Raw genomic sequence first — 11964 nt, 5'->3', positions numbered from 1 at the left:
CCACGGCCCTGCGGATCAGCGGTCCACCCGTTTCAGAGCTCGGCTGACCGCGTCGACCAGGTCGTGCCAGGCCTCGTACTGGCGGCGTGGTGCGGCCCGGCGCAGCTCGTGGACCCGGCCGGGCCAGTCCACGCCCAGATCCGCCAGGAGCCGCAGGTCCTCCCGGGCGCTGGGCGCCCGGCCCGAAAGGGTGTCGCCCTCCATGGGGACGACCGCGCCGGACAGCAGGCGCAAGCCTTCCGCGGTGAGCGACTGGACGGTCCCCTCGGCCACCAGCCCGCCCGCGAGTCGGTCCGCCGATTCCCCGTCCACGGACCACACCAGACGGTGTGGCTGGGCTCCCGCCCGGACCAGCTCCCGCCAGCGAGTGCTGTCCAGTCCCCGCTCGTACGCGGTGAAGACCAGCCGGGCCACCGCGACGCCGATGCTCCGGCGCAGACCCTCCGCGGTGCGGCCCGTGTGCCCGGCCAGCGACACGCGTACCGCCGACTCGATCTCGCTCACCGGCACATGCACGGCGACCGGGATCCGGCCGGGTTCCAGCCCCGCCTCGCGAGCCCGTTCCAGACCGAACATCCAGGTGTCCAGGACGTCCTCGTACTGCTCCTCGCCGTAGACGGGGCCCGCGGCGACGCCGATGCCCTCGGCGAGGCAGTCACCCATGGTGGCCAGTCCCACCGGGTCGGCGGGCAGCCGCACCAGCAGGTTGGGCCGGTCCACGGTCCAGTGCAGCGAACGTGCCTCGGCGAGCGCGGCGGCCGCGTCCAGCGTGTGGCCGATGGGGGCGCAGACCTGCCCCTCGGCGCCCCGGCTCCGCCGCCACACCGGCAGCAGCGCGTCGCAGACCGCCCTGGCCTCGCGACCGGACAGAGCGCGGGCGGCCTCCGCGGGGCCCGCGCAATAGGCGCTCAACTCGCCCAGCCGGGAGCGCAGTTCGCCACGGTCGAGCTGCGCGCCCAGGCCGTCTAAGACGCACCCGACGCCCGTGATGCCGTACGTGGCCAGGAAGTGCTCCAGTTCCCCGGCGAAGGGCTCTCGCCGGCCGGCGCCCTCGAGCCACAGGGACACGCCTTCCGCGGCGAGCTGTTTCAGGGGAGTGGCCGTCATCCTCGTACTCTCGGCCCTGGCCCACCGTTCGAGTGAGGACATGGTCACGGGTCCCCCATTCCGCTGGGCGTTCGGATTCCTGCTATTGAGTCGAAAGGTAGGGAGAACGGGGAGCCCGGGGCCAATCCGCCGAACAGTCCTTGTCAGTTACACGGGGAATCCGGTGGAGAGCTGACAAAGTCCATGAGAATTCTTTTACATCGAGCCCGGAACGGGCGAGAATCGACGGGCCCGCACGCCGGCCCCGCTTTCAGGCGTCCGCCGTGACCAGCTGGTGCTCGGGGTCGACCCGCACCTGGTGGTAGCCGTGCTCCAGCACCTCCCGCCGGGGGCGTGTCCGCGGGGCGCGGACCAGGACCCGCTTGAGCCAGCGGTCGCTGCCGTCGTAACGGGGCCGGAAGGCCACACGGCCGTGCACCACGGCGTCGTTGTCGACGATCAGCAGGTCGCCCGGCCGCAGCGGCACGATGAACCCGCACTCCTCGAACGCGTCGCCCAGCTGCCGGTACGCGTCCGCGAACGCGGCGTCCTCGGTCAGCACCCGGGTGTAGGACGGGTCGTAGCGCACGCACAGACCCCCGTCCCCGTCCCACACCGTGGCCATGCCGATCCGCTCCTCGTGGGCGGCGTCCTGGTCCTCGTAGCTGTCGTCCGGCTCGATGACCAGCGCCGGCCTGCGCAGCTGCTCGACGGCGGCCCCGGAGAGCGGGGCCCGGCGGATGCCCGCCAGGCGGGTCCCGATGTCGTCGGGGTTGCGGAGGCAGGCCAGCAGCAGCAGATCGGCCCGCGACGGGTGGAAGCCGTCCTCGGTGTGCCAGGCGAGCGGCACGGTGCTGCTCGCGCCGACCTGCATCCCCTCGTAGCCCGGGCTGGGCAGGATGTTGTGCACGATCCGGCCGTCCTGCTGATCGGTCCAGCCGAACACGCCGCCGAGCAGCCGGGCGGTGAGTGCCAGCGCCACATCGTGCGCCGCGCAGTCGTCGGGGTCGGCGGTGGACCAGTGCGAGGGAGTCGGCCCCGGTTCGGCGAAGCCGTCGAACAGGCCGCGGACCACCCGGAACCCGTCGGCCGGGTCGGGGCTGCCGATCCAGTCGCGCAGCGCCCCGGCGAGCGGCTCGGGCAGCTGCCACTCGGGGCGGCCGAGCACCGAGTCGCCGCGGGCGCCGGCCGCGACCCGCTCGCACACCGCCTCGGTGAACGCCTCCCGCAGGTGCGGGGGGACGCTGTGGACCTGGATCTCCGGCATGGTGGCCTCTCGGGTGAGGGTCGGGGGAGTGGGGTGGGCCGGGTCGGACGCGGCGCCGGGCCGCGTCCGGGCGGCGGGCGCCGTCGGCGGCGCGGCCTCGCGGTACCCGCTCACAGGGCTCGGGCCGCGGCGCGCAGCCGGTCCAGGGCCAGCTCCTGGTCGGACAGCAGGTGCTTGGCCCGGTTGCGTACGGACGTCTCGGCCACGGCGGGCTCGTCGCGGGCCATCGCCACACCGATGCGCAGGGCGCTCCAGTGATGCGCCACCCGGTCCACGGTGCGGGCCGCCTCCAGCAGCGCCGGGGAGTCGAACTCCCGGGCCGTCGCGGCCAGGTAGTCGCCGTGCACACCGGTCATCGCGAGGACCGCGCCGGTGACGATGAACGTCTCGTCGATCACCGACTCGTCACCCGCCGCCAGCCGGTCGCCCAGCTCGTCCAGGAACCGCTGCTGGCCCGAAAGGCCCGTCAGCTCCGGGCCGGCCTGGGCGGTCGCGAACCCCCGCTCGTTGGCATCGAGGACACTCCGGACGAAGTCCCGGTCGTGCACGGGCACTTCACCGGAGACGCCGACCTCCAGCCAGCGGTTGGCCACCGGGTTGTCGGTGAAGAACAGGTCCCGGTCGTGCAGCACCGGGTTCGCCGAGTCACGCGCGTCGGTGAACTGACCGATCGGGATGGCCCCCTGGAAACGTGGCGGCACCGGGTCGGCGATCAGGACCAGCTCGCGCTCGTCGTCGAAGCCGTACACCGTGAGCAGGTGGTTGGTGTGCACATCCCGGTAGGCGGGACGGAACGGCAGATGGAAGTTGTCCGCCGCGGCCGCGACCGGCGCGCCCGCCAGCACCGCGGCCCGCACCTCCTGCCAGCCCGACGCGGCGTCCTTCGGCCAGTGCCAGCGGGACCACACCGGGTGGTGCGGCGCCATGCTCTCCAGCAGGCCCTCGCGGTGCAGCGGGAAGAAGTACTCCTCGCGGCGGATGTCCCCCGGCCGGTGGAAGAACCCCCAGTGGGCGCCGAGGACCTGGAGCGGGTCCAGGCCGTGGTGTCGGAGCAGTACCCCCATGGTGGTGTGCAGGCAGTGCCCCAGGTCGTGGCGCCAGTGCGAGATGTTGGGCAGCTCCACCCTCATGCCTCTACCGTCCTTCGGGTCTCCAGGGTCATGGCGAACAGGTGCATGGCCGGGTTGTCGGGCAGCTCCACGGCCGTCACGGCACCGGGAACGGTGACCGGCACCCGCTGCGACCAGACGGACGGCAGCATGTTGTGCTGGGAGTGCCGGGGATACATGAGGTAGCGGGTGCGGAAGGCCAGCAGCTCGCCGAAGCGCTGGTCGGTCTCCGGCCAGAAGTCCGAGATGCGCAGCCACTGACGGCGCGCCGCACCGTCCGCGTAGTGCAGCGTCAACTCGTCCTCGGTACGGCGTTCGGCGGCGGCCAGTACATGGATCCACTGGACGTCGGTCGCCGGCAGCCGCACCAGCTGGCCCCGGCAGCGCAGGTTGTCCAGGGTGGTGCCGGCCGCGGCGGGGCCCTGGTTCGGCAGCCGGAAGGGCGTTCCCTCCACGACCGTCTCACCGTCCTCGCCGGGCAGTCCTTCCGCGGGAAACGTATTGCCCCACACATTGAAACCACCGGTGGTGGGCCAACGCCTCGGCGCGGAAACACCTTTTCCGTTGAAAAGGCCGTCCAGGGAGACCGGGATGAATTCTTCTTCTCTCACCCTCGGCCGAACGGAATCCACTAGGTTCGCCATATGAACCTCCTTGACAGTGCGATAGACATTGCATTCATGGGATTCGGTGCCGGTCCGTCGGTCACCGCCGCACTGGCGGGACAGGTGGCGGCCGTCACGCGGGCCTCGTTCGCCGATTCGGACCCGCTGCCGGGACTGCCGCGGCCGGACGGGGCATTCGAGTCCGCCGAGGTGGTGACCGCCGATCTCGCGGCGGGCGCCGGACTGTGGATCGCCCGGGACGCGGACGGAGAACTCCTGGGCAGCATCCGAGCGATGCCCAAGGGTCCCCGGACCTGGGAGGTGCGCCGGCTCGGCGTGGCCCCCGAAGCCCTCGGTACGGGTCTCGCCCGGCGCCTGGTGCGCGCGCTGGAGGCCGAGGCGGTCACGGGCGGCGCGGACCTGGTCGTCCTCGACGCCGTCGTGGAGCGCGGCAATCCTCCGGTGTACGCCCGGCTCGGCTACCGGACCGTCCGCTACCTCCCCAACCCCGACAAGCCGCTCAGCGAGGTCACGATGGAGCGTGCGCTTGCCGGGCCCCCGGAGCCCGTCCGTCATCCGCACCCGACCGGGACACTGCCCGAGGAGGCCGCGCTGCTGGACTGGTTCGTCACCGGGGACGGCAGGATCGCCGCCGTTCTGGGGACGCATCGGGGAACGGACGAGTTCGCGGGGGTCGCCCGGCGCGGTGCGCGGGCGGGCGGGACCGGACCGGTCCGGCACATCGGCACGGACGCCTGGGCGGGTCCGGCCGATGTGCGTGCACGGTGGCGGGAGTTGCTGGCCGTCCACGCCGACGGCGTCGACGCGGACCCGGGAAGCGGGGATCTGCTGACCTTCGGCCGTGGCCCGGCCGGGATCGCGCCCTTCCTGATGCCCCGCACGGTCGCCGACCCCGTCCTCGCGCTGTGCCGCATCCGTCCCACGGATCCGGCGCCCCGCTCGCCGGGACGGGGCTGAGCGACCCCTTCCCTACTGTTCGAAAGCTTCCTGGGAGCCATACCGGACGACCTCCTCGGCGGCCTCGGCGATCCGCTCGGCGCTCACTCCGGCCAGCGCGAGCAGTTCACGCTCGCTGCCGACCTCGTCGTGGAAGCCGTCCGGTACGCCGATCCTGCGCACCCGGCACGGTGAACGCTCTGCGGTCAGCTCGGTGACCGCCGAGCCGAGGCCGCCGACCAGCACGTGGTCCTCGACCGTGACCAGGCCCGCGGTCTCCCGGGCCGCGGCGAGTACGGCCTCCTCGTCGATTGGTTTGACGGTGTGCATGTTGAGGACCCGGGCGGCGATACCGCGACCGGCCAGCAGATCGGCCGCGGCGAGCGCCTCGCAGACCGGCAGCGGCCCGGTCGCCACGATCGTCACGTCGTGGCCGGCCCGCAGCAGGTCCGCCTTGCCGATCCGGAACTCGTACGGGCCGTCGTGCACCAGTGGGGTGGCCTTGCGGCCGAGCCGCACATAGACCGGGCCGGGGAAGACGGTGGTGTCGGCGATCGCCCGGATGACGTACTCGGTCTCCGCCGCGTCGGCCGGCACCACCACCGTCAGGTTCGGCAGGGTGCGCAGGATCGCCACGTCCTCGAGGGCGTGATGGGTGGGGCCGTAGTGCGCGGCGGAGAAACCGCCGTGCGTGCCCACGATGCGCACCGGCAGGTTGTTGCCCGCGATGTCGACCTTCACCTGCTCACAGGCGCGGGTGGCCGCGAACGAGGCGATGGTGTTGGCGAACGGCACCAGGCCGTCCGCGGCGAGTCCCGCCGAGACGCCCATCAGATTCGCCTCGGCGATGCCCAGGTTGACGTACTGGCCCGGGAGCGCGGCCTCGAAGGTGTCCTCGAGACCGCCCATGTCCGTGTCCACGGCGAAGATCCGCGGGTCGGACGTGGCGATGTCGAGCAGGGTCGCCCGGTAGACGTCGCGGGCCGCCCGCGCATACCTCTCCTTCCAGGCGTCGACGAGGACGGTGTCCGCGGTGTCGTCGGTGTTCTCGACGGATTCGACGACGGTCACGGCTGCCTCCTGGAACGGGCCCGCAGACCGCCGAGCGCGCGCCGGTGCAGAGTCGGGCCGAGTTTCACCGAATGCGATTTCTTCTTGTCCTCGAACAGCGGGACACCCTTGCCCTTGACCGTTTCGGCGATCACCATCGTGGGCCGGTCACCGGCGGCGGGCGGTGCGGTGAACACCGCGCGCAGGGCGTCCAGGTCGTGACCGTCGACCTCGACGGTCTCCCAGCCGAAGCTGCGCCATTTGTCCGCCAGTGGCTCCAGGCCCATCCGTTCCTCGGTGTACCCGGTGATCTGGAGCCGGTTGCGGTCCACGACCGCGGTCAGGTTGCCGAGCCGCAGATGGGCCGCGGACATCGCGGCCTCCCACACCGAGCCCTCCTGGATCTCGCCGTCGCCCATCAGCACGAAGACCCGGCTGCCACGGCCCTGGCGCCGGGCGGCGATCGCGCTGCCCACCCCGAGCGAGAGGCCGTGGCCCAGCGAGCCCGAGGGGAACTCCACGCCGGGCAGCCGGCGCAGCGGGTGCCCGGCGAGGCGGCCGCCGGTCACCCCGTACGAGGCGAGCTCCTCGGCGGGCAGGAAGCCCCGGGCGGCGAGCACGGCGTACAGGGCGGCGCTCGCGTGTCCCTTGCTGAGGATGAAGCGGTCCCGGTCGGCCCAGTCGGGCTCCTCGGGCCGCAGTCGCAGTACCTCGTTGTAGAGCAGGGCCAGCACGTCGGTCGCCGACAGGCTGCCGCCGATGTGGGTGCCGTCCGCGCTGGTGCCCATCTCGAGGACGCGTTCCCGGACCAGCTGGGCGAGTTCGGGGGTGGGAAGCGCGCAGAACGTGCCGGTTGTCTCGGTCACGGTGGTCATCGCTCAGACCCCCGCCTTCTCGGCCGCGTGCCACGCGGGACGGTGGTCGATGCCGGCGGCCGCGGTGCCGAGCACGTCCAGGTGGCCCCAGACCTTCTCGAAGCCGTCCGCGATGCGCTGCAGGACCGGGCCCGAGGCCGGGTTGAGGTGCCAGCGCTGCAGCGTCAGCGAGTCCTCGATGACCTCACAGGTGACCGGGAAGTCCTCCGCCCGGTGGCCGAGTTCGCGAAAAGCGGGCTGGCCGGGCAGCGGCAGCACCTGGTACGGCTGCACCGGTATCCCCTCGGCGCGCAGCGCGCGGCGCAGGATCGAGCGCATCGCACCCGGTGCCACCCCGGCGTGGCCCATCGCGGCCGGGTCGAAGCGCAGCCGCAGGATGTGCCAGGCGTGGGTGCGGTCGGCCGGGGTGTGCGGCACCACGATGCCCGGCAGGTGCCGGATCCGGTCCAGGAAGGCCTCGACGTTGCGGGTGCGGGCCGCGTGGTACTCGTCGAGCCGGGCGAGCTGGGCCCGGGCGAACGCCGCCTGGACCGCGCTCAGTTTCTCGTTGCCGGCCAGGACGCGGGAGCGGTAGTCGCGCTCCTTGGCACCCTGGAGCTGTTCGCCGAACTGGCGGCGCAGCTCCACCTGGCGGTGCAGACCGGCCGAGTCGGTGGTGACCAGTCCGCCTTCACCGCACGTGGGCAGGTTCTTGACGACGTTGAGACTGAAGGTGGCGATGTCACCGAGCGAGCCGGTGCGGGCGCCCCGGTAGGTCGCCGCGTGGGACTGGGCCGCGTCCTCGACGAGCAGCAGCCCGTACCGGTCGGCGAGCGCGCGGAACGCGGTCATGTCGGCGGGCAGACCGTGCAGATGGACCACCACGATCGCCCTGGTGCGAGGCGTGATCGCGGCCTCGGCGGCAGCCGGGTCCATGCAGAAGGTGACCGGGTCGATGTCCACGAAGACCGGTCGCAGCGATTGCTGTACGGGGCCGATCGCGCTGGCGACGAAGGTGAGGGCCGGCACGAGGACCTCGGCGCCCGGCTCGATCCCGCCGGCCGCGAGGGCCAGCGCGATGGCGGCGGTGCCGTTGGAGACGGCGGCGCAGTGCGCGGCGCCGACGTAGTCGGCCCACTCCCGCTCCAGGAGCTGCACCTCGCCGTCGGTGTTGTTGGAGGTGAACTGGCCGCTGTCGAAGACCCGTAGGGCCGAGGCGCGTTCGGCGTCCGTGACCACCGGCCAGCCGATCAGTGCCGGATCCGCGTCCTGGGCGGTCACCGTGCGGGTGCCGCCGAACATGGCGAGCTTGGACATGACGATCAGACTCCGATCGAGAGGCCGTCGGCCACGGGAACGCGGCCGACGCAGTCGGCGGTGTGCACGGCCATCCCGGCACGGTTCGGCAGCCGCAGCGCGAGCAGTTCCTCGCGGCGGGGCACCGGGATGCGGGCGGTGCGACGGCCGTCGTCGGTGGTGCCGGTGCCACGCAGCCACTCGGGGTCGGCGCCCTCGCGGTAGTGCAGCCACACCTCCTCGTCCAGCTCGGCGTCGTCGTCGAGCGAGACCAGCAGGCGGATCCAGTCGTAGTGGCCGGCCGGCACGGGCAGCAGGCTGCCGTCGCAGGCCAGGGGTGCGGCCAGCGGGATCGTGGTGACGCGGGTGGGCCTCGTCTGCGTACTCATCGGGATCATCTCCAGCGCGTTGTGGCCGGGGCGGCCGTCGGAAGGGGTCGTCACCGGGGGTCCAGCCGGCCGAGGACGTAGTCGGCGTAGCGGCCGACCATGCCGGTGCCGAGGACGTCGATCGCACCGTGGAACTCGGGGGTGTGGTTGACCTCGTTGACGAACACCTCGCCGTCCGGGCCCTCCAGGAGGTCCACGGCGAGCACGCCCTCGCCGATCGCCTCGGCGGTCGCGACCAGGAGCTTCTCCAGATCGGGGGTGACCGGGCAGACCTGGGGGCGCCCGCCGCGCGCCGTGTTCGTACGCCAGTGATCCGAGTACTTGTAGATCGCGCCGACCACCTCGCGGCCGAAGACGTACGCCCGGATGTCGCGGCCCGGCTTGTCGATGTACTCCTGGACGTACGTGATCTGGTGCTGTGTACCGGTCAGCGCGGCCTTGTACTCGAGGACCGCCTCCGCCGTCTCGTGGTCCTTCAACCGGGCACCGAGCCGGCCCCAGGAGCCGGTCAGCGGCTTGGTGACCGCCGGGTAGCCGAACCCGTCCAGGGCGTCGAGTGCCGCGTCGGGCGTGAGACCGACCATCACCCGCGGGGTGGGGATGCCGGACGCCAGCAGCCGCAGTGTCGTGAGCAGCTTGTCGCCGCAGGTCGTGATGATGTCGTGGCTGTTCACGACCGTCAGCCCCGCGTGTTCCAGGATGCGGGTCGCGTACACGTTGCGGGTGTGCGAGATCTCCCGGCTCAGCGCGCCCCGGTAGGGCAGCCGTAGCTCGTCCGGGCGGAACACCGCGGTCCGCGAGTCGAGGAGCTCGTAGGCCACCTTGCGGCGGTCGAACTCCTCCAGCAGCAGGCGCTCCTCGATCCGGATCCGCGAGTGGAGCACGGCGATCGGAGCGTCCGGGCCGCCGTGGACGGCGGACGCGGCGGGTGTGGTGGGTTCGGTCATCGGGATACCCCCGCTTTCTCGCCGGCGCCCACCGGAACCCCGCCGAGCGAATCGGCGAGGAGCCCGAGGGCATCGGTCAGTACGTCGACAGAGAGCCGGTAGTCGCGCAGGTCGATGTGCTCGTGATCGGTGTGGTCCAGGCTCGCGTCGCCGGGACCGTAGGCCGCGACCGGACAATTCCAGTGCGGCACCACGACGTTCATGTCGGACGAGCCGAGCTTCACCTTGGGGACGGGCCGCAGCCCGCGGCCCCTGATCGCGGCGGTCAGCGCCCGCACCACCGGGTCGGTACGCGGCGAGCGGACCGCCTCGGTGCGCTCGACGACCGTGACGCGGCCGCCCGCGGCCTGCTCGTCGAGCCAGCCGAGGAAGCCGTCGGTGTCGAAGCCGGGCGGCATCCGGCACGAGATGTCCAGCGTTGCCCGCTCGATGTCGCCGGACATGCCCACCAGGGCGGGCAGCGCCCGCTCGAAGAACGGGGCGTCCGGGTGGAACCGGGCGAGCCGGTCCCGCAGCCGGGACCAGAATCCGGTGGCGACCTCGGTGGCCTTCTCCTCGGGACTGCTGGTGTGCGCGGCCGGCCGCTCGACCTCGTAGCGCAGACGCAGGATGCCCTTGTAGCCGAGCACCACCCCGTCCACGCCGCTCGGCTCACCGATCACCAGCGCGTCCGGGGCGTGCCGGCCGATCAGATGCAGCGCACCGCGCGATTCGCGTTCCTCCTCCACGGCCCCGACCACCACGATCCGTGCCCGCACACCGGCGGCACGGGCGCGCGCCGCGCCCCAGGCCATCGCGGCCAGCGGGCCCTTCGCGTCGACGGTGCCGCGGCCGTGCAGCAGCTCGCCGCGACGAGCGACGGGAAGAACGCCGGGGACCGTGTCGATGTGTCCGAGGAGCATGATGACCGGTCCTTCCGCGGCGCCGGTCTCGCCGATGGCGTTGCCCGCCTCGTCGACGTACGCCGTGAAGCCCATGGCGTCGAGCCGCCGGACGAAGAGGTGCGCGGCGCTCTCCTCGCCGCCGGACACGGACGGCGTCGACACCAGGTCGAGCAGGAGGGGTACGGGGTCGGGCGCGGAGTGCACCGTGGAGGAGCCGGGATGGTTCACGGCCGGGACTCCCGGCTCTCGGCGCCGATCGCGTTGTAGTCGCAGAGCAGCATGTCCCGTACGCCCGTGCCCGCGCCGTCGCCGGTGAGCGCGGTGATCGGCGTGACCTCGTGCATGATCGCCGAGTCGATCACGACCATCCCGTCCAGCGGGTCGGTCAGGGTCAGCCGGGTGTCGGGCAGTCCGTCGCGGTAGACGATGGACTCGCCGCCGGTGCAGTTGCGGCGCCCCAGCAGGTGCATGCCGATGTAGTCGTGTCCGTCGCGGTGCCGGCCCTCGGGGGTCGGCAGACCGGGGGTCTCGCCCGCCACCGTGCGCACCAGGTGCAGTCCGATCTCCCACCGCCGGCGACCGTCTCCGGCGCCGATCAGCCGCAGCCCCTCGGCGAGCAGGTTCAGCAGCACCGGATGCGAGAGGTCGGCCCGGGCGACCGGCTCGAAGTGCCGGGACCTGCCCATGTGGATCGGTATGTGCTCGGCGGACTGCTGGAACCGGGCGTGTGCCAGCGGCGTGAACCGCGTACCGTCCACTCCGGCCTCGGCACGCACCCGGCCGTAGCGGCGGTAGCGGTAGGTACTGCCGTCGGCCAGGTTCTCGTCGAGCACCAGGTCGTCCCAGAGAGCCTGGAACGAGGCCAGTTCGGCCGGCGGGAAACGTTCGGGCGAGCGCCCCGCGCGCAGGACGGTGAAACCTTCGCGGAAGAGCTCGGATCCGGTGATGTCGGTCGCCGTGGTGCGGTCCTCGGCGAGCAGCGTGGGTGCGGTGGCCATACGGAGTTCTCCATTCGGCAGCCCGAGAACGACGGGCGCTGTCGAGGGGTCGGTACGGGTACGGGGGAGTGTTCTTCAGACGGCGAGGGCCTCCGGGCTCGCATCCACGCTGGAATCCGTGCCCGCATCCGCGCCTGACGCCGTGGTGAGGGCTGCGCTCGACTCCGTGTCACCGCCGGGCCCGGCGGCGAGCTGCTCGATGGTGTGGTTGCCGAGCAGGACGGCCAGGGGCACCGGAGAGCCGACGTCCGAGAGGAGCTGGAACATCTGCACCGCGCGCAGTGAGTCACCGCCCACGTCGTAGAAGTCGTCCTGGACGCCGATGTCCCGCACCCCGAGAACCTCGGACCACAGCTCGGCGATGACCAACTCGTCGGTGGTGCGCGGGGCGACGGACACCCGGTCGCCCGACACCCTGGTCGGAGAGGGGAGTTGTTTGTGGTCGGTCTTGCCGTTGGGGAGTTGGGGGAGGTGGGTGAGGTGGGTGAGGTAGGTGGGGATCATGGCGGTGGGGAGGTGGGT

General features: G+C 72.3%; 13 protein-coding genes. 1 reads left to right on the top strand and 12 read right to left on the bottom strand.

Translation table 11 applies throughout. The features are described from left to right. Nucleotides 1-15: 15 nt before the first annotated feature. The 4 genes from ACFWBB_RS35175 to ACFWBB_RS35160 form a co-directional block, all read right to left on the bottom strand. On the bottom strand, nucleotides 16-1107 hold the full coding sequence (locus ACFWBB_RS35175) for a transaldolase family protein (protein WP_385280965.1): 1092 nt from the start codon (nucleotides 1105-1107) through the stop codon (nucleotides 16-18). Nucleotides 1108-1357: 250 nt separating this feature from the next. Next, on the bottom strand, nucleotides 1358-2467 hold the full coding sequence (locus ACFWBB_RS35170) for a TauD/TfdA family dioxygenase (RefSeq protein WP_385280962.1): 1110 nt from the start codon (nucleotides 2465-2467) through the stop codon (nucleotides 1358-1360). Beyond that, nucleotides 2464-3483, bottom strand: a complete 1020-nt coding sequence (locus tag ACFWBB_RS35165) for a BtrH N-terminal domain-containing protein (protein ID WP_385280959.1) — start codon at nucleotides 3481-3483, stop codon at nucleotides 2464-2466. Before ACFWBB_RS35165 ends, ACFWBB_RS35170 begins: the two co-directional genes overlap by 4 nt. Next, on the bottom strand, nucleotides 3480-3917 hold the full coding sequence (locus ACFWBB_RS35160; protein ID WP_385280957.1) for a hypothetical protein: 438 nt from the start codon (nucleotides 3915-3917) through the stop codon (nucleotides 3480-3482). The genes ACFWBB_RS35165 and ACFWBB_RS35160 overlap by 4 nt, the downstream gene beginning before the upstream one ends. Nucleotides 3918-4142: 225 nt before the next feature. On the opposite strand from ACFWBB_RS35160, the gene ACFWBB_RS35155 reads away from it, so the two are divergent. After that, the gene (locus ACFWBB_RS35155) at nucleotides 4143-5045 is read left to right on the top strand and encodes a GNAT family N-acetyltransferase (RefSeq protein ID WP_385280954.1); all 903 of its coding nucleotides are present in this window, start codon (nucleotides 4143-4145) and stop codon (nucleotides 5043-5045) included. Between the two features lie 12 nt (nucleotides 5046-5057). Here the strand turns inward: ACFWBB_RS35155 and ACFWBB_RS35150 are convergent, their stop codons facing one another. From ACFWBB_RS35150 to ACFWBB_RS35115, 8 genes are all read right to left on the bottom strand, one after another. Further along, nucleotides 5058-6095, bottom strand: a complete 1038-nt coding sequence (locus ACFWBB_RS35150; RefSeq protein ID WP_385280951.1) for a transketolase family protein — start codon at nucleotides 6093-6095, stop codon at nucleotides 5058-5060. Further along, nucleotides 6092-6949 (bottom strand): transketolase, encoded by an 858-nt coding sequence (locus ACFWBB_RS35145; RefSeq protein ID WP_385280948.1) that lies wholly within the window; start codon nucleotides 6947-6949, stop codon nucleotides 6092-6094. Before ACFWBB_RS35145 ends, ACFWBB_RS35150 begins: the two co-directional genes overlap by 4 nt. Before the next feature lie 3 nt (nucleotides 6950-6952). Beyond that, a complete protein-coding gene (locus tag ACFWBB_RS35140; protein WP_385280946.1) occupies nucleotides 6953-8245 on the bottom strand; it encodes a DegT/DnrJ/EryC1/StrS family aminotransferase in 1293 nt (430 codons plus the stop codon). Between the two features lie 5 nt (nucleotides 8246-8250). Beyond that, nucleotides 8251-8667 (bottom strand): hypothetical protein, encoded by a 417-nt coding sequence (locus ACFWBB_RS35135; RefSeq protein WP_385280943.1) that lies wholly within the window; start codon nucleotides 8665-8667, stop codon nucleotides 8251-8253. Then, nucleotides 8664-9560: a lysine biosynthesis protein LysX gene (gene lysX, locus ACFWBB_RS35130; protein ID WP_385280941.1), complete on the bottom strand. Its 897-nt coding sequence runs from the start codon at nucleotides 9558-9560 to the stop codon at nucleotides 8664-8666. Before lysX ends, ACFWBB_RS35135 begins: the two co-directional genes overlap by 4 nt. Continuing rightward, a complete protein-coding gene (locus ACFWBB_RS35125) occupies nucleotides 9557-10672 on the bottom strand; it encodes a M20/M25/M40 family metallo-hydrolase (RefSeq protein ID WP_385280938.1) in 1116 nt (371 codons plus the stop codon). The genes lysX and ACFWBB_RS35125 overlap by 4 nt, the downstream gene beginning before the upstream one ends. Next, nucleotides 10669-11442 (bottom strand): 2OG-Fe dioxygenase family protein, encoded by a 774-nt coding sequence (locus ACFWBB_RS35120; RefSeq protein WP_385280935.1) that lies wholly within the window; start codon nucleotides 11440-11442, stop codon nucleotides 10669-10671. Before ACFWBB_RS35120 ends, ACFWBB_RS35125 begins: the two co-directional genes overlap by 4 nt. A gap of 75 nt (nucleotides 11443-11517) precedes the next feature. Beyond that, a partial coding sequence (locus ACFWBB_RS35115; RefSeq protein ID WP_385280930.1) for a phosphopantetheine-binding protein occupies nucleotides 11518-11964 on the bottom strand: 447 nt, incomplete at its 5' end.

Source organism: Streptomyces sp. NPDC060000 (assembly GCF_042737375.1).
Classification (GTDB): Bacteria; Actinomycetota; Actinomycetes; order Streptomycetales; family Streptomycetaceae; genus Streptomyces.
This window is presented reverse-complemented; position numbering and strand designations above follow the sequence as displayed.